19 protein-coding genes are annotated in these 16,481 nt (G+C 67.5%); 14 read left to right on the forward strand and 5 right to left on the reverse strand.

From position 1 onward, the window contains the following. Positions 1 to 47 precede the first annotated feature (47 nt). Together tatB and tatC are read left to right on the forward strand one after the other, a co-directional pair. Positions 48 to 590, forward strand: coding sequence for a Sec-independent protein translocase protein TatB (gene tatB / locus ABLE38_RS15340; RefSeq protein ID WP_348975096.1), 543 nt, complete (start codon positions 48 to 50; stop codon positions 588 to 590). Beyond that, positions 587 to 1,366, forward strand: coding sequence for a twin-arginine translocase subunit TatC (tatC, locus tag ABLE38_RS15345; protein ID WP_348975097.1), 780 nt, complete (start codon positions 587 to 589; stop codon positions 1,364 to 1,366). Before tatB ends, tatC begins: the two co-directional genes overlap by 4 nt. Before the next feature lie 53 nt (positions 1,367 to 1,419). Here tatC and ABLE38_RS15350 read toward each other — a convergent pair whose 3' ends face one another. The 3 genes from ABLE38_RS15350 to ABLE38_RS15360 form a co-directional block, all read right to left on the reverse strand. After that, positions 1,420 to 1,554, reverse strand: a complete 135-nt coding sequence (locus ABLE38_RS15350) for an entericidin A/B family lipoprotein (protein WP_348975098.1) — start codon at positions 1,552 to 1,554, stop codon at positions 1,420 to 1,422. Between the two features lie 305 nt (positions 1,555 to 1,859). Continuing rightward, positions 1,860 to 3,434 (reverse strand): histidine kinase dimerization/phosphoacceptor domain -containing protein, encoded by a 1,575-nt coding sequence (locus ABLE38_RS15355; protein ID WP_348975099.1) that lies wholly within the window; start codon positions 3,432 to 3,434, stop codon positions 1,860 to 1,862. A 10-nt stretch (positions 3,435 to 3,444) separates the two neighbouring features. After that, positions 3,445 to 3,612, reverse strand: coding sequence for a NepR family anti-sigma factor (locus tag ABLE38_RS15360; RefSeq protein WP_348975100.1), 168 nt, complete (start codon positions 3,610 to 3,612; stop codon positions 3,445 to 3,447). A 281-nt stretch (positions 3,613 to 3,893) separates the two neighbouring features. Between ABLE38_RS15360 and ABLE38_RS15365 the strand changes: the two genes are divergently transcribed. The 3 genes from ABLE38_RS15365 to ABLE38_RS15375 all read left to right on the forward strand — a co-directional run bounded on the left by ABLE38_RS15365 (position 3,894) and on the right by ABLE38_RS15375 (position 5,656). Beyond that, positions 3,894 to 4,691 carry a response regulator gene (locus tag ABLE38_RS15365; RefSeq protein WP_348975101.1) on the forward strand — a complete coding sequence of 266 codons (798 nt, stop codon included), beginning with the start codon at positions 3,894 to 3,896 and terminating at the stop codon, positions 4,689 to 4,691. 71 nt (positions 4,692 to 4,762) lie between these two features. After that, positions 4,763 to 4,900, forward strand: coding sequence for a hypothetical protein (locus ABLE38_RS15370; protein ID WP_348975102.1), 138 nt, complete (start codon positions 4,763 to 4,765; stop codon positions 4,898 to 4,900). Positions 4,901 to 4,993: 93 nt separating this feature from the next. Then, a complete protein-coding gene (locus ABLE38_RS15375) occupies positions 4,994 to 5,656 on the forward strand; it encodes a sigma-70 family RNA polymerase sigma factor (RefSeq protein ID WP_348975103.1) in 663 nt (220 codons plus the stop codon). A 73-nt stretch (positions 5,657 to 5,729) separates the two neighbouring features. Here ABLE38_RS15375 and ABLE38_RS15380 read toward each other — a convergent pair whose 3' ends face one another. After that, positions 5,730 to 5,879 carry a hypothetical protein gene (locus ABLE38_RS15380; protein WP_348975104.1) on the reverse strand — a complete coding sequence of 50 codons (150 nt, stop codon included), beginning with the start codon at positions 5,877 to 5,879 and terminating at the stop codon, positions 5,730 to 5,732. A 139-nt stretch (positions 5,880 to 6,018) separates the two neighbouring features. Here ABLE38_RS15380 and ABLE38_RS15385 point away from each other — a divergent pair, with 139 nt between their 5' ends. From ABLE38_RS15385 to ABLE38_RS15410, 6 genes are all read left to right on the forward strand, one after another. Then, positions 6,019 to 8,676 (forward strand): bifunctional [glutamine synthetase] adenylyltransferase/[glutamine synthetase]-adenylyl-L-tyrosine phosphorylase, encoded by a 2,658-nt coding sequence (locus ABLE38_RS15385; protein ID WP_348975226.1) that lies wholly within the window; start codon positions 6,019 to 6,021, stop codon positions 8,674 to 8,676. 1 nt (position 8,677) lies between these two features. Beyond that, a complete protein-coding gene (locus ABLE38_RS15390) occupies positions 8,678 to 9,151 on the forward strand; it encodes a peroxiredoxin (RefSeq protein ID WP_348975105.1) in 474 nt (157 codons plus the stop codon). After that, positions 9,148 to 9,939: a ferritin-like domain-containing protein gene (locus ABLE38_RS15395; RefSeq protein ID WP_348975106.1), complete on the forward strand. Its 792-nt coding sequence runs from the start codon at positions 9,148 to 9,150 to the stop codon at positions 9,937 to 9,939. The genes ABLE38_RS15390 and ABLE38_RS15395 overlap by 4 nt, the downstream gene beginning before the upstream one ends. 122 nt (positions 9,940 to 10,061) lie before the next feature. Further along, positions 10,062 to 11,255 (forward strand): M23 family metallopeptidase, encoded by a 1,194-nt coding sequence (locus tag ABLE38_RS15400; protein WP_348975107.1) that lies wholly within the window; start codon positions 10,062 to 10,064, stop codon positions 11,253 to 11,255. Between the two features lie 92 nt (positions 11,256 to 11,347). Then, positions 11,348 to 11,734, forward strand: a complete 387-nt coding sequence (locus tag ABLE38_RS15405) for a VOC family protein (protein WP_348975108.1) — start codon at positions 11,348 to 11,350, stop codon at positions 11,732 to 11,734. 69 nt (positions 11,735 to 11,803) lie between these two features. Further along, positions 11,804 to 13,513: a cytochrome c biogenesis protein CcdA gene (locus ABLE38_RS15410; RefSeq protein WP_348975109.1), complete on the forward strand. Its 1,710-nt coding sequence runs from the start codon at positions 11,804 to 11,806 to the stop codon at positions 13,511 to 13,513. Between the two features lie 3 nt (positions 13,514 to 13,516). On the opposite strand, the gene ABLE38_RS15415 is transcribed toward ABLE38_RS15410, so the two are convergent. Beyond that, positions 13,517 to 14,458, reverse strand: coding sequence for a zinc-binding alcohol dehydrogenase family protein (locus tag ABLE38_RS15415; protein WP_348975110.1), 942 nt, complete (start codon positions 14,456 to 14,458; stop codon positions 13,517 to 13,519). 92 nt (positions 14,459 to 14,550) lie between these two features. Here ABLE38_RS15415 and ABLE38_RS15420 point away from each other — a divergent pair, with 92 nt between their 5' ends. The 3 genes from ABLE38_RS15420 to xth are packed head-to-tail and all read left to right on the forward strand — an operon-like array spanning position 14,551 to position 16,169. Next, complete coding sequence (locus tag ABLE38_RS15420) at positions 14,551 to 15,003, forward strand: MarR family transcriptional regulator (protein WP_348975111.1); 453 nt, start codon at positions 14,551 to 14,553, stop codon at positions 15,001 to 15,003. Between the two features lie 40 nt (positions 15,004 to 15,043). Beyond that, a complete protein-coding gene (erpA, locus tag ABLE38_RS15425; RefSeq protein WP_348975112.1) occupies positions 15,044 to 15,385 on the forward strand; it encodes an iron-sulfur cluster insertion protein ErpA in 342 nt (113 codons plus the stop codon). Between the two features lie 10 nt (positions 15,386 to 15,395). Next, positions 15,396 to 16,169, forward strand: a complete 774-nt coding sequence (xth, locus tag ABLE38_RS15430; RefSeq protein ID WP_348975113.1) for an exodeoxyribonuclease III — start codon at positions 15,396 to 15,398, stop codon at positions 16,167 to 16,169. The last annotated feature ends 312 nt before the right edge of the window (positions 16,170 to 16,481 follow it).

Raw genomic sequence — 16,481 nt, forward strand, 5'->3', positions numbered from 1 at the left:
CCGCGCCCCCGGTGCTGAGCCGGGGTGCAGCTTCTGGCGATTGATCGATGCTTGATTTCAACGCGCCCGAATTCGTGGTCGTCGCCATCGTGGCGCTGATCGTGATCGGGCCCAAGGATCTGCCCAAGGCGATGCGCTTCCTGGGCAAGTGGTTCGGCAAGGCGCGCGCCGTCGCGCGCCAGTTCCGTTCCGGGTTCGACAATATGGTGCGCGAGGCCGAGCTGGCCGAGCTCGAGAAGCAATGGGCGGCGGAGAATGCCCGGATCATGTCCGAGCATCCGCCCGCGGCGCTTCCCGCCCCCGCGCCCGAAGCCGAGGTCTATCACGCCGGAGAGGATGCGCCGCCCGTGATGGTCGAGCAGCCGATGATCGCCGCTGAGACGCCGGGTGTCTCGGCGCCCAAGCCCAAGCGGGTTCGTAAGCCCGCCGCTGTCGCGCCGGTAGCCGAGACCGCTTCGGTTGAAGCCGCACCCAAGTCCAAGCCGCGGACGCGCAAGGCGCCCGCCGCCGATCCGGCCGAAGCTGCTGCCGCGGCCAAGCCGCGCGCACGCAAGCCGAAGGCGCAGCCGCCCGCCGAGGCAGCCGAATGAGGGACATCGACGACACCCAGCAGCCGCTGCTCGAGCATCTGATCGAGCTGCGCCGCCGCCTCCTCTACTGCGTCGCCGCGCTGGTGGTGGCCTTCCTCGCGTCCTTCTATTTCTCGAAGGAAATCTACGGGTTCCTGGTCCACCCGCTCGCCGCGGCGGGGCAGAACAAGATCTATTTCACCCAGATCTTCGGCGCGTTCTTCGTCCAGCTCAAGGTCGCCTTCTTCGCAGCGATGATGCTGTCCTTCCCGGTGATCGCGTCGCAGCTCTGGCAGTTCGTCGCGCCGGGGCTCTACAAGCAGGAGAAGAAGGCGCTGCTGCCGTTCCTGCTCGCCACGCCGGTGCTGTTCCTCGCGGGCTGCTCGCTGGCTTATTGGGTCGCGATCCCCACCGCCTTGCACTTCCTGCTCGGCTATCAGGGCAATCTCGGCGGCGGCGTCGAACAGCAGGCGCTGCCCGAGGCCGAGAAATATCTCGACTTCATCATGCAGTTCCTGTTCGCCTTCGGCATCACCTTCCTGCTGCCGGTGCTGCTGATGCTGCTCGAGCGCGCGGGCATCGTCACCTATGAGCAGCTGAAGAGCGTGTGGCGCTATGCGATCGTCGCTGCCTTCGCGGTCGCGGCGGTACTGACCCCGCCGGACGTCGGCTCGCAGCTGCTGCTGGCGATCCCGCTGATCGGGCTGTATTTCGTGTCGCTGGTGGCGATCTGGTTCACGCGCCGGCGGCGCAGTGCCCAGGACGAGGCGGAGACCAACGAGGTCGAGCCCGCCTGATACGGAAAGCCCCTCCCGCGCAGGGGAGGGGCCGTCCTTCGATAGCTAGAGGTTTACTTGGCGTCGTCGGCGGTCTTGGCGACCGTGTCGCCCGCCGAGGAAACGTCCTTGCCGGCGCCTTCGATCGTGTTGCAGGCCGCAACCAGCATTGCGCTCGCCAGGGCGACGCAGGTGATGATCTTACGCATCGTGTCTCTCCAAAAAATACCGGACCCCGAAGGGGAGTCGGAAGGACAATGCTCGGCCCCGCGCAAACGTTCCGTCTGCGTCCAAGTGGCTGGAGATGCTGGAGAAGATGGGGAGCCCCGAAAAAAGTGTAGGCCCGGAAGCGTCACCGGGGGGGGGAGGGTTGACGCTTCCGGGCCCATGTCTTGGATAGCGAGAGCGGGGGGGCAAAAGGTCACTATCCGAAGAGTAAAACGGACCATGCGGTCCGGGGTTCCACGCCGTTCGAATTTTTTTCGAACTTTTTTATCTGGGTTGTTGTGGCCCCTCAGGGCCGGCCGGTGATCGCGATCGCGGCCTCATAGGCGCCGGTGAGCGGATCGTGGTGCAGCTTGGTGCGCAGCTGCCGGGCGAGGCCGCCGATCACGCGGCCATAGCGGTTCTCGATCAGTTCCTCGAGCGCGGGACTCTCGACCAGCGCCGGCGACGTGACGCGCAGCAGCGCGCGGCTGTCATCATCGTCGATCAGCTTGATCGAGATGCGGATCTGCGCGGCCGGATTGCAGTTCATCGCCAGCTCGACGATCTCGGTGAGCAGGAAGGCGACCGCGATAGCGACATCCTGGTTGGCGAGCACCGGGGTGAGGTCCAGCGTAACGCCCATGCCCTGCGCGCGCTCGGGCGCGGTGGCGCGGATGTTCGCGGCGAGCTCGCCGATCACCGAGCGCAGGTCGAGCCCGCGATTTTCCTCGAGCTCGGCATAGTGGTGGCGATGCACCACCGCGAGCGCATCGACGCGGCGCTGGATCGAGGCATAGGCCTCGCTCGCCTCGGCGCTTTTGGCGCTGCGCGCGTGGAAATTGATCAGGCTGGCAATCACCTGCAGGTTGTTCTTCACGCGGTGATGGACTTCGCGGGTGAGCTTGGTCTGGCGCACCAGCCCCTCGGCCAGGTCCGCCTCATGCTCCTTCACCGTGCGGGTGATCTCGCGGAAGGTGTCGCCCAGCTCGCGGATTTCGGCGGCAGGCATGTCGCCGAAGCGCTTGATGTCGATCATCTCGCCGGGCTTGTAGGCGCCAACGCTGGCGCGCAGCCGCCGCAGCGGGCGGATCAGCAGGATGTCCACCACGAACCAGCTGATCCCGGCGGCCGCCAGCCACATCAGCACCAGCACCACCGTGTTGATGATCATCGGCGAGGTGATCGGCGCGCCGAGCATCGACATTTCGAACGCGACCCCGTCGAGCCCGAGATCGTCGGGAATGGTCTCGCGCCGGTCGAGCGGGCCGATGCCCTGGAGCTGGCGCAGCACCAGCCGGTCGCCATGGCCGACCAGCGCGGCGCCATATTGGGGAACGAAGCCGCTCGGCTGCACGATGCTGGCGAGCGAGGCGGTGGGATAGAAGGCAGTGGCGGTGCCGCCGGCCTTGCCGCCGATGCGCAGCGTCATCCCGTCATCGATAAGCGTGGTGCGCACCTGGCGCGGCTGGAGTACGGCCTTGCCGGCGATTGCGAAATTCTGGCCGCAGATCACCCGGCCATTGGCATCGGCGATGGCGAAGCGCGCGCCCGCCGCGGTGGCGAAAGTGCCGGCGAGGCGGGTGCAGGCGGGGGCGTCGTGCGGGTTCGCCTCCAGCGCCTCGAGCGCGCTCGACAGCTGGCCGACATGGTTGACGAGCAGGTCGCGCAGCACGCCCGAGCTTTCGCCCGCGGCGACCCGCAACCGCTCGCGCGCCTCGGTATCGGCGCTGCGCGTGCTCTGCAGCGTGGTGAACAGCGCGATCAGCGCGAGCGGCAACAAGCAGACGATCAGGTAGAGAAACACCTTGGCGCCGGTGGGCATAGCCCCCAGCGTCGCCGCCGGATGGAGCCTGGCGCGCGTTTCTTCTTCCTGAATGTCCATCAGCTAAGGACTAGTCGAGCTTCTTCAGCAGGTCGAGCAGGTCATCGGGCACAGCTTCGCTGACCGCTTCGTCATAGGCCTGACGCAGCGCTTCCCCGACATTGCGGCCGGGGCGACCGGTTTCCTTTCCGCCGTCTGACTTGGACGGTTTTTTCATTTTGTCATCCGCGGAACGCACTAATTCCCCCCTGCGCCATGGCGTCAGCCAGGGCTCGGACTAAAAGCGACGGCTTCCGGATGCAATGTCCGGAATTGAACGAAAGCCACCGGTCGCATCGGGCCGGCGGCTGTGCAGCTATACAACGCAGCATCTGCCATGAAACCAAACAGCGCGTCGTTTGTTCCACAGGCGATGCAATATCCGGGAGGGGCTCCTTCGGGTTGCATAAATGAAGATTTGCAAGCTTGGAACGGGGATGAAACAATCCGTTCCGCACTCGATTGGAGAATAGCACTACAATGTCGCTTGGACAGCAACTCGCGCCGCACCTTCCGCTGCTTCGCCGCTATGCGCGCGCGCTAACCGGCAGCCAGGCCGATGGCGACCGCTATGTGCGCGCGGCGCTCGAGGCGATCGTGGCGGCGCCCGACCAGTTCCCCCGCGATGTCGATCCCCGGCTCGGCCTGTATCGCACCTTCCAGGCGATCTGGCAGTCGACGCACCTCGAGGAAGAGGACGTCATCGAGGATACCACCAATGAAAACGAGGCGATCGCCCGCAAGCGGCTCGCGCGCCTCACCCCGCTGTCGCGCCAGGCGCTGCTGCTCACCACCGTGGAGGGCTTCAGCATCGAGGACGCCGGCTATCTTATCGAAGAGGATGCAGGACAGGTGCAGAAGCTGGTGCAGGAGGCCGTGGCCGAGATCGAGCGTCAGACGCGCACCCGCGTGATGATCATCGAGGACGAGCCGCTGATCGCGATGGACCTCGAGCAGATCGTCCGCGATCTCGGCCATGACGTCACCGGCGTCGCCGTCACCCGCGACGAGGCGGTTGCGCTCGCGATGGAGGATCGCCCGGGCCTGGTGCTCGCCGACATCCAGCTGGCCGATGACAGCTCGGGCATCGACGCGGTGAAGGACATCCTCGCCGAGTTTAGCGTGCCGGTGATCTTCATCACCGCCTTCCCCGAGCGGCTGCTCACCGGCGAGCGGCCGGAGCCGACCTTCCTGATCACCAAGCCGTTCCAGCGGGAAACCGTGAAGACGACGATCAGCCAGGCGCTGTTCTTCGACCAGGCGACCGTTCCGGCCTGATCGCCCCCGAAAAATCCGGCGCGGGTTCCATATGGTACGGACCCAAAACGGCTTTCGTGGGTTGATGGGATATGGCTGAGAACGATCCTACACCCCATATCGCCACGGAGGACGCCCGCGCCGGCGCCACCCCGCATATGACACGCTATGTGCTGGGCATCAGCCTGGTGCTGGTGATCATCGCCTTCGCCTTCATCCTGCTTCGTTAAGCAGGAGCGGCAAATATGCTGGCAATCGCGGCGGCTACGCCTATTTCTGGAAAAGGCCGTTTCACCACGGCCTTCGCAAGCAAGCGGGAACGAATGAGTCAGTCCGAACAGCCCGAGGACCAGGGGACCGAGGCGCCGCAGGAGCATGTCTCGCTCTCGGATCCTGAGTTCAAGAAGCAGTTGGCGATCGTCATCCCGCATCTGCGCGCCTTCGGGCGCTCGCTGTCGGGCAATCGCGATCTCGCCGACGATCTGGTGCAGGAAACCCTGCTCAAGGCATGGGCGGCGCGCAAGCGCTTCCAGGCCGGCACCAACATGCGCGCATGGACCTTCATCATCCTGCGCAATCTCTATCTGAGCCAGATGCGCCGTGCGCGCTTCAAGGGCGAGTGGGACGATCTGGTCGCCGACCGAATCCTCGCCGCGCCCGCGAGCCAGGACCGGCACGTCGAGCTTTCCGATATGCAGCGCGCGCTGCTCCATCTCCCCCAGCCGCAGCGCGAGGCGCTGATCCTGGTGGGTGCGGGTGGCTTTGCGTATGAGGAAGCCGCCGAGATCTGCCAGGTCGCGGTCGGCACGATCAAGAGCCGCGTCGCGCGCGGCCGCGTCGCGCTCGAGCATCTCCTGACCGAAGGCCAGCTGCCTTCGCGTCGCATCGAGTCCGGCACTGCCGAGGGCAAGACCGCGCTCGACACGATCATGGGCGAAGTCGAGGAACTCAGCCGCGATCGCGGCGGCGACTATCCGGCGAAATAAGCCGACGGAATCAAAAAAAAGGGCCGCGCTTCCGATCGGGAGCGCGGCCCTTTTTGTTGTCTGAGATCGGGGTTCAGTAGCCGTCGCGGTTGAGCTGGCGGAGCAGCGCATTCATGTCGTCAGGCAGCCCATTGTCGCGGCCGAAGGCATCGCGCAGCGCCAGGCCGATCGCATCGCTGGCGCGCGGCGGCTCGACCCGATATGCGGGCTGGCGGGCGTCCATGGCCGATGCTGAAGGCGACTGGTCCATATTGCTAGAACAATTCAGTTCTCATTTTGTTGCTTGACACTTGGCAACGCATTGTTTCGCAGGTGACTGATTCTTGGCTGATTCTTTTTCTTCCGCCGATCTTGCCGATGCCATCGCCCGGGCGCGGGCGCATGCGCCGTTCCTTGAAAACCTCCTGTCACGCGAGACCGAGCTCGTCGCCGATCTCGACTCGGCCCTGAAGAACCCACGTGCAGCCGCCCGCTCTTTCGCAGGCGAAATGAACGAAGGCGCTCGCCTGCGCATCGAGCGCCGGCGGCTCGCCATGCTCGTCGCGCTGGGCGATTTGTCGGGCCGCTTCGACCTGACCAAGGTTACCCATCTTCTCAGTGACTTCGCCGACGAAGCGTTGGACCGTGCGATCCGCGCGGCGATTGCCGAGCGCACGCCGGATGCCGAGCCGCGCGGCTTCGCGGCGATCGCGCTCGGCAAGCAGGGCAGCCGCGAGCTCAACTATTCGTCGGACATCGACCCGATCCTGCTGTTCGATCCCGAGACCTTGCCCTGCCGCCCGCGCGAGGACGTGCAGGAAGCCGCAGTGCGCATCGGCCGCCGCGTGGTCGAGCTGCTCCAGTCGCGCGACGCCGATGGCTATGTGCTGCGCGTCGACCTGCGCCTGCGGCCGTCGCCCGAGGCCACCCCGATCGTGCTGCCGGTCGATGCGGCGATCTCCTATTATGAGAGCCAGGCGCTGCCCTGGGAGCGCGCCGCCTTCATCCGCGCGCGCGCCTGCGCCGGCGACCTGTCGCTCGGCGGCTATTTCCTCGACGCGATTCGCCCGTTCGTGTGGCGCCGCGCGCTCGATTTCGGCACGATCGGCGAGATCCGCGACATCAGCCGCCGGATCCGCGACCATTATTCGCAGGCCCAGGCCTTCGGCCCGGGCTACGACCTGAAGCGGGGCAGGGGCGGCATCCGCGAAGTCGAGTTCTTCGCGCAGATCCACCAGCTCATCCATGGCGGCCGCGAGCCGGCGCTGCGGGCGCCCGCCACTCGCGACGCGCTCGCCGCGCTCGCCGAGGCTGGGCGGATCGGCGCCGACGAGGCGCGCGACCTGACGGACGCCTATCTCACGCTGCGCACGATCGAGCATCGCCTCCAGATGGTCGACGATCGCCAGACGCATGAGCTGCCCGAGAACCCGGCCTCGCTCGACAATGTCGCCCGGCTCCATGGCTTGGCCGATGGCGCGGCGCTCACGGCGCTTCTGCTTCCCCATGTGACGCGGGTCGGCACCATCTATGACAGCCTGGCCGGCGAGGAGGAGCAGCGCCTGCCCAGCGAGACGGCGCCGCTCGAGGCAAGGCTGAACGCCGCCGGCTATGAGCGCCCGGACGGCGCCGCGCGCATCGTCCAGGGCTGGCGCGGCGGCACCTATCCTGCGCTGCGCACCCCGGCAGCGCGCGAGGCGCTCGAATCGGTGCTGCCCGGCCTGATCGATGCCTTTTCGCGCGCGCCCGACACGGTGCATGCGATCACCCGCTTCGACGCGATGCTCTCGCGGTTGCCGAGCGCGATCAACTTCTTCCGCCTGCTCGAGGCGCAGCCCGGCATGGCGCAGTTGCTCGGCCAGATCCTCGCATTGGCGCCGACGCTCGCCGAGCAACTCGGCCGCCGCGCCGAGCTGCTCGACGGGCTGATCGACGCGACTGCGCTCGAGCCGGTGCCCGATGTCGAGACGCTCGCCGCCGGCATGCGCCGCTGGGAGCCGGGCGCGGACTATCAATATCAGCTCGAATTCGTCCGTCGCTTCGTCAACGAGAAGCGCTTCGCGCTGGGCGCGCAGATCGTGGCCGGGGCGAGCGATCCGCTCGAAGTCTCCGTCGGCTATGCTCGCGTTGCCGAAGCCGCGATCGAGACGCTGGCGGCCGCGACGGTGGAGGAATTTTCCCGCAACCACGGCGCGGTGCCCGAAAGCGAGCTGGTGATCCTCGCGCTTGGCCGGATGGGCGGGCAAGCGCTGACCCACGCCTCGGACCTCGACCTCGTCTATCTATTTACCGGCGACTATGCCGCCGAGAGCGACGGCGCCAAGCCGCTCGGTGCGGTGATGTACTACAATCGCCTCGGCCAGCGCGTGACCGCGGCGCTCTCGGTGCCGACGCCCGCCGGGCCGCTCTACGAAGTCGATACCCGCTTGCGGCCCTCGGGCGCGCAGGGGCCTTTGGTGGTCTCGCTCGAAGGCTTCGAGAAATATCAGCGCGAGGATGCCTGGACCTGGGAGCATATGGCGCTAACCCGCGCCCGCCCGGTCTATGGCTCACCGGTCGCGCGCGCCAAGGTCCAGGCGATCATCGACGAAGTGCTGGGCGGTGCCCGACCGGCGCGTGATATCCCCGCCGAGGCCGCGAAGATGCGGGCCGACATGGCCGGGCACAAGCCGCCCAAGGGGCCGCTCGACGCCAAGCTGCTCGATGGCGGCCTCGTCGATCTCGAATTCGCGGTGCACGTGACGCAGCTCGTTCATCGCACCGGCTTCGAGCCGCGGCTGGGTGCTGCGATCGACGAACTCGCGTATGCGGGCCTGCTGCCCCCGGCGATGCACCCGGCGCACGATTTCCTCACGCGCCTGCTGGTGACGATGCGGCTGGTGGCACCCGACGCGCAGGAGCCCGGCGCCGCGACCCAGGCACTGATCGCCCGCGCCCTTAAACTCGGCAGCTGGGACGAGGTGGTTGCGGAGCTCGACCGGACCCGGCAGGAGGTCCGCCAATGCTGGGCAGCGGTGCGCGGCGCGGCGCAAGGAGAATAAGATGGCTATCGAGGAAGGCGACAAGATCCCCGCAGTCGATCTCGACGGGACCGAGGGCGAGACGATCGCGCTCGCCGACAAGATCGGCCACCCCTTCGTCCTCTATTTCTATCCCAAGGACGATACCTCCGGCTGCACGCGCGAAGCGCAGGATTTCTCGGCGCTGCTGCCCGAGTTCACTGCGCTCGGCGCCGAGGTGGTCGGCGTCTCCAAGGATCCGCCGATCAAGCACCAGAAGTTCATCAACAAATACGACCTGACCGTGCCGCTCGCCACCGATACCGAGGGCAAGGCGATGGAGGCGTTCGGCGTGTGGGTGGAGAAGCAGCTCTACGGCAAGCGCTACATGGGCATCGATCGCTCGACCTTCCTGTTCGATGACGAAGGCAAGCTGTTCCGCGCCTGGCGCCGCGTGCGCGTGCCCGGCCATGCGGTCGACGTGCTGGAATCGATCAAGGAAATGCAGGCGCGGTGAGAAGCGTTGCCCAGGCCTGCCGCGCGGTGCTGACCGCAGCGGCGCCGGCCGAGAAGATCAAGGCCGCCCGCGCCGCCGCGCGCGACTGGCGGCTGGGCCGGCTGGCCTTCGCCTTCGACGTCGCGATGCCCGATCGGCCCGGCCGGCCTGAGCATCCCGAGTTGCTCCCGCCCAACCGCATGCCCAAGCGCGGCAAGGGCTCCGCGCATGGCCGCATCGCGCTGATCCACGCCATCGCGCACATCGAATTCTCCGCGATCGACCTGGCGTTCGATGCGGTCGGGCGTTTCGGCGGCCAGTTCCCACGCGGCTTTACCGACGACTGGATGCATGTCGGCGCCGACGAGGCAATGCACTTCGCGCTGCTCGATCGGCGGCTGAAGGCGCTCGGCAGCCGCTATGGCGCGATGCCCGCGCATGACGGATTGTGGGACGCGGCGGCGGAAACCGCGCAGGATGCGCTTGCCCGGCTCGCGGTCGTCCCGATGGTTCTGGAGGCGCGCGGGCTCGACGTCACGCCGGCGATGATCGAGCGGTTTTCATCGGCAGATGATGGAGTTACACGCCGCATCCTCACGCGCATCCTGAACGACGAGATCCGCCATGTCAGTGCCGGAACGGTGTGGTTCGAATCGCGGTGTCGCGAAATGGGGCTCGTCCCCGAAACGACCTGGCAGGCGCTGGTGACCCGCTATTACCGGGGCCTGATTAAGCCTCCGTTCAACGACTCGGCGCGCAACGCTGCCGGTTTGTCCCGGGATTATTACCAAGCCCTTGCGGTGGGGTGATTGCTCGGGTCACAAGCCACCGTCCAGAGGCGGAGGGGCTGCTTCCTGTGACTTGGAATAATTGAAGTACGGCAACCGGGTCGCTTTTCGGTGCTTGCTTCCATGAAACTTGCCGGGGACTCATGGCTAAGGCGTCGAACTCCAAAACCGCTACCACCGCGCAGCGGTTCCGGGCTTTCTTCACTACCCGCGATTTTATTTTCCATGACGGCCGCGACCTGAAGCGCTTCAGCGTCGCCGGGCGCACCCAGGCGCTGCTCGCCGGTGTCGCCACCGTCACCGTGCTGTTCTCCGCCTATGGCGTGGCCCAGGCCGCGGTCGGCGCGATCGCGATCAGCGGCGTCACCGGCACGCCCTCGTCGCCCGAGGCGCAGGTCGCCCAGATGCGCGACCAGGTCGATAAGATGCAGGCTGACGTCACCGCCGCCAAGGAAGCCGCCCGGCTCCAGGCCGCGCGTGTCGAGCAGCACCAGGCGTTGATCAGCGCGACGCTCACCGGCAAGGGCGACCGCGCCGCGATCGAGCAGCCGCTCCCCAACGCGTCGAACCGCACCAGCGCCGTCGCCAACGAAGTGCTCGCGCCGCTCAAGCAGGTCGAGGCCCGCCAGGTAGCGATGGCCGGCAAGGCCCGCGCTGCCGGCGAGGCCCGCTACAACCAGACCGCCAGCGAGCTCCGTCGCCTCGGCCTCTCGCCCGAGCGCCTGGCGCCGGTCCCCGCGATGGGCGGCCCGTACGAGCCGATCGACAACGACAATGCGAGCGGCAGCGATGCCTCGGCCGAAGCCGCCGACGCGCAGTTCCGCGCGCTGTTCGTCACCTGGAAGAAGCTCGACATGCTCGAGCAGACGGTGATCTCGATCCCGTCGATGCAGCCCGTCGATCGCGTGACCTTCACCTCGCAGTTCGGCGTCCGCTCGGATCCGTTCCGCGGCACCGCGGCGATGCATGCCGGCGTCGATATCCCCGGCGCGCTCGGCACGCCGATCTATGCGACCGCCGACGGCGTGATCAGCCACGCCGGCAAGCAGGGCGGCTATGGCAATCTCGTCCAGATCAACCATGGCCGCGGCATCGAGACGCGCTACGGCCATCTCTCGAAGATCCTTGTCGCCGACAATACCCGCGTGAAGCGCGGCCAGCTGATCGGCCTGATGGGCTCGACCGGCCGCTCGACCGGCAGCCACCTCCATTATGAAGTGCGCGTTGACGGCAAGGCCGTGAACCCCATTCCCTTCCTGCAGACCGGCGAGTATTTCGTCGCGGTGCAGGATCGCGTCCAGGGCGGCGTCGGCGGCCCGGTGACCAACAACAAGTAAGTGACCAGCAAGTAATTAGCCCCTCAACGGGGCAGGAGAGGAGAGGGGCTGCCCATGTAGGCGGCCCCCTTTCCTTTTTGGGGAGAAGCGCGATGGACTTTCCCGCCGCCTGTCCGGAAATCCCGGTTTCCGACCTTCCTGCCGCGCTTGCCCATTACCGCGACCGGCTGGGCTTCACCGTCGACTGGGCGGACGAGACCCTGGGCCTGGCGGGCCTGTCACGCGGCGCCACGCGGCTGTTCATGAGCAACGCCGCCTATCGCGCGCATCTGGGCAATGCCGCGCCGGTGGTGCTGTGGCTCAACCTCGACAGCCGCGCCGCGGTCGATGCGCTCCACGCCGAATGGGCAGGGGCGGGGGTGGCGATCGACGCACCGCCCCAGGCCCAGCCCTGGAAGCTCTACGAGTTCTTCGCCCCCGACCCCGACGGAAACCGCTTCCGCGTCTTCTATGATTTCGCCTGGGAAGCGCGCGGCTGAGCCGCAGCATTTCCCCAGCTACCCGCGGCCCTATATGACTCGCTGACAACACCTCTCGGTCGGGCCCTCATGATCCTCTTCCTGCTTTCCTATCTCGGCGGCGCGCTGACGATCCTCAGCCCGTGCATCCTGCCGGTGCTGCCCTTCGTCTTCGCGCGCGCCGACCGGCCGTTCCTCACCAACGGCCTGCCGATCCTGATCGGCATGGCGGCGATGTTCATGGGTGTGGCGACGCTGGCGGCGGTCGGCGGCGGCTGGGCGGTGGCGGCGAACCAATATGGCCGGGGCATCGCGCTGCTGCTGCTCGCCTTGTTCGGCCTGACGCTGCTGTTCCCCGCAATCGGCGACCGGGCGATGCAGCCGCTCGTCCGGCTCGGCTCGCGCCTGTCGCAATCGGCCGATGCGCAGGGCTCGGGCTTCGGCGCGTCGCTGCTGCTCGGCGTCGCGACCGGCCTGCTCTGGGCGCCCTGTGCCGGCCCGATCCTCGGCCTGATCCTCACCGGCGCGGCGCTGCAGGGCGCGAGCATCGGCACCAGCCTGTTGCTGCTCGCCTACGCACTGGGCGCCGCGACCTCGCTCGCGCTGGCGCTGCTGATCGGCGTCCGGCTGTTCAAGGCGATGAAACGGTCTTTGGGCGCGGGCGAATGGGTGCGCCGCGGCATCGGCGCACTGGTGCTGGTCGCGGTCGCCGCAATCGCGCTCGGCCTCGACACCGGCTTCCTCACCAGGGCGTCGCTCGCCGGCACCAACAGCCTCGAACAGCGCCTGCTCGACCGGTTCGAGATGGGCGGTCCGCCCAAGGCGAAGAGCGGGTTGCGCGATTACGGCCCGATGCCCTCGATCGACGGTGCGGCGACCTGGATCAACTCGCCGCCGCTCACCGCCGCGCAGCTCAAGGGCAAGGTCGTCGTCATCGATTTCTGGACGTACAGCTGCATCAACTGCCTGCGCGCACTGCCCTATGTGAAGGCCTGGCAGGCGCGCTACGGCAAGGACGGCCTGGTGGTGATCGGTGTCCACGCGCCCGAATTCGCCTTCGAGAAGGACGTCGCCAATGTCCGCAAGGCGGTGACCGATCTCGGCATCGCCTATCCGGTCGCAATCGACAATGACTTCAGGATCTGGCGCGCGTTCAAGAACAGCTATTGGCCGGCGCATTACTTCATCGATGCCCAGGGGCGCATGCGCTTCTATCACTTCGGCGAGGGCGAATATGCCCAGTCGGAGGAAGTGATCCGCCGCCTGCTCGCGGAGGCGCACCCGGGCATGGCGCTGGGCGGCAAGCTCGACCTGAAGGGCGGCACCGGCGTCCAGGCACCCGGCCAGAAGGACAAGCAGTCGCCGGAAACCTATATCGGCTATGCCCGCGCCGCGCGCTCGGTCTCGCAGCCCGCGCTGGTGAAGAACCAGCCCGCCACCTATTCGGCAGCGCCCAGGGCGCTCAACGACTGGGGCCTGACCGGCAGCTGGGCCGTCGGCCGCGAGAGCGCCACGCTGACCCGGCCCGGCGGCCGCATCGCTTATCGCTTCCATGCGCGCGACCTGCACTTGGTGCTGAGCCCCGGTGCGGGCGGCAAGCCGGTGCGCTACCGGGTGACGATCGACGGCAAGGCGCCCGGTGCCAGCCACGGCGTAGACAGCGACGCAGCGGGCAACGGCACGGTCACCGAGCAGCGGCTTTACCAGCTGGTGCGGCTGGCCGAGGGCGCGGGCGATCACCTGTTCGAGATCGAGTTCCTCGATTCGGGCGTCCAGGCGTTCAGCTTCACCTTCGGCTGAGGCTCAGACGGTCAGCACCACGCGCTCGCCCTCGAGCGGCCAAGCCTGCGCCACCTCGGCCAGCGGCATCGCCCGCGCCGGCAGCGCGAAGCCGTCCTGCGCCGCCGCCTGCAGCATCGCGCCGATCGCCGCGACCAGCCGTCCCAGCGATATGCTGCCGATCCCGCTGCCCATCAGCTCGATCGCGGAGGAGCGCAGCACCGCGCCGGGCAGGCTGATCTCGCCGCCGCTCACCGATCCGACCTGGACGAAGCGGATCGGCACCCCGTCCGCGCCTGACTTGGCGCCGGCGATCAGCAGCCGCTCGGCGCTCGGCCCCCAGAGATAGTCGAGCACCACGTCCACCCCCTGCGCGAACTCGGCCTTGAAGCGCTGCTCCAGCACATCCGGATCCTCGCCCAGCGGAATGACGGCATCCGCGCCCAGTTCCGCCAGCGCCGCTTCGTTGCGCCCGGTCGCGATCACCCGCGCCGCGCCCAGGTGTCGCGCGACATCCACCGCGATCTGCCCCGCCGCCCCGGTCGCGCCATTGACCAGCACCGTCTCGCCGCGCTTCAGCCGCGCGCGCTCGGTCAGCGCTGCCCAGGACGACATGCCAGGGTTGATCAGCGCCGCTGCAGCGACATCGCCCAGGCCCTCCGGCAGCGGCACGACATGCGCCGCGGGCACCGGGACCTGCTCGGCCATCGCCCCGAACGGCGCGCGGGGCAGGGCGAAGGCGACGCGGCGCCCATCCTCGAGCCGGCCGGTCCCATCGACGCCTGCGACGAAGGGAAACGCCCCGCCGCTGCTGTAATGCGTGCCCGCCGCCCGCGCGCGGACCAGCGGACTGATCGCCGCGGCCGCCACCTGAATGATCACTTCGCCCGCGCCGGCCACCGGCGCCTCGAACTCGCCAAAAGCCGGCGTGGACTGCCCGGCCTGCGTCACGATCGCTGCCTTCATCGCCTGTTCCCTTCGACTCGAATATGTGTATGATGCACATATATTGAGAGAGGTCGCGAATGCCGTCAAGCAATAATGTGCATAATACACATATGTCGTCGCGACTGGCGATGCTGCACGGGGCGGTGCTCGATATCGTCGCGGTGATGAACCGCCCGCAGCGCGATGCGCTGATGATCCGCGCCGCCGGCATCAAGCTCGATCGCGCGCTGTTTCCGCTGCTCGTCGGCATCGAGCGCCTGGGGCCAATCGGCGTGGTCGAGGCGGCGGACCGGCTGGGACGCGATTACACTACGGTCAGCCGCCAGGTCGCCAAGCTCGAGAGCCTCGGCCTGGTCGAGCGCCGTCCGGGCGCGACCGACAAGCGCGTGCGCGAGGCGGTCGCCACTGCCGAGGGCAAGGCGATGACCGCGCGGATCGATGCCGCCCGCGAACGCATCCTGGGCGGGCTGTTCGCCGATTGGAGCGCGGAGGATGTCGAAAGCCTCGCCCGGCTCACCCGCCGCTTCGCCGATGCGATCCGCGAGGTGCCGGACGGCGCCTAGACGCATTGCCTCGCGCCGCCTGCGCCCCTATCTCCACTCCATGGCAACGCTCACCCAGCCCGAGATCGCGCTGACTCCTTCCGCCGCCGCCCGTGTCGCGGTGATTGCGGCCAAGCAGGGCAAACCCGCGATCCTCCGCCTCTCGGTGGAAGGCGGCGGCTGCTCGGGCTTCCAGTACAAGTTCGGCTTCGCCGACGGCGTGGAGAGCGATGACGCCGTCGCCGAGCTTGACGGCGCGAAGCTGGTCGTCGATTCGATCAGCCTCGATCTTGTCCGCGGCTCGGCCGTCGATTTCGTCGACAATCTCGGTGGCGCGCACTTCACCGTTACCAACCCGCAGGCGGCCTCGGGCTGTGGCTGCGGCACCAGCTTCTCGGTCTGAAAGCCGCACCTTGCCCAAGATCGTCACTTACAATGTCAACGGCATCAAGGCGCGCATGGAGCGCCTGCTGGAGTATCTCGCCGAGCAGCAGCCCGATGTGGTCTGTCTTCAGGAGCTGAAGGGCGCCGACGAGACGCTGCCGGTCAAGGATATCGAGGCCGCCGGCTACGGCGCGGTATGGCACGGGCAGAAGGGCTTCAACGGCGTCGCGGTGCTGGCGAAGGGCCAGCAGCCGGTCGAGCGCCAGCGCGGCCTGGCCGGCGATCCCGAGGATGCGCATAGCCGCTATATCGAAGCCGAGATCGGCGACCTGATCGTCGCCTCGATCTATCTGCCCAACGGCAATCCCCAGCCGGGTCCCAAGTTCGACTACAAGCTGAAATGGATGGAGCGGCTTGCGGACCGCGCCCAGGCGCTGCTCGCCGAGGAGCGCCCGGTGGTGCTGGCCGGCGACTATAACGTCATCCCGAACGACGACGACACCTTCTCGGTGCGCGCAATGGCCAGCGATGCGCTGATGCAGCCCGAGAGCCGCGAGCGCTATCGCGCGCTGCTCGCCCAGGGCTGGACCGACTCGCTGCGCACGCGCTTCCCGGGCGGCGGCATCTGGACCTTCTGGGACTATCAGGCCGGCGCCTGGCAGCGCGATGCGGGCTTCCGCATCGATCACCTGCTGCTCAGCCCGATCGCGGCGGACCGCTATCTCGGCGCCGGCGTCGACAAGGACTATCGCGGCCGCGAACGCGCCAGCGACCACGCGCCTACCTGGGTCTCGCTCCGCTAACCTGCTCGGTTGCGCCGCTCTCGCGTCATCCCGGCCTCGTGCCGGGATCCCGCTTCTTCTTGGATGGGGGCGTTCCCCCTCCAGAACGGTTCGCCCCGTCCGGTTCCGGACAGGCCAACTGTCCGCTTCCGAACGTCCCCTTGGCACAAATCCCAATATTTGGCGTGTATTGCTGTGCTATAGCACGTCATCACTCGGTCATAATCGGCTAAGTCATTGAATCTCCGTAACTACCAAAACTGGCACGCGGATTGCGATGCATAAGGCACAGGCGGGATGGAGCGCCTGCCCACAGTCCGAGAGTAGAGGAGT

This window comes from Sphingomonas sp. KR3-1, from assembly GCF_040049295.1.
In the GTDB taxonomy this organism is placed as follows: Bacteria; Pseudomonadota; Alphaproteobacteria; order Sphingomonadales; family Sphingomonadaceae; genus Sphingomonas.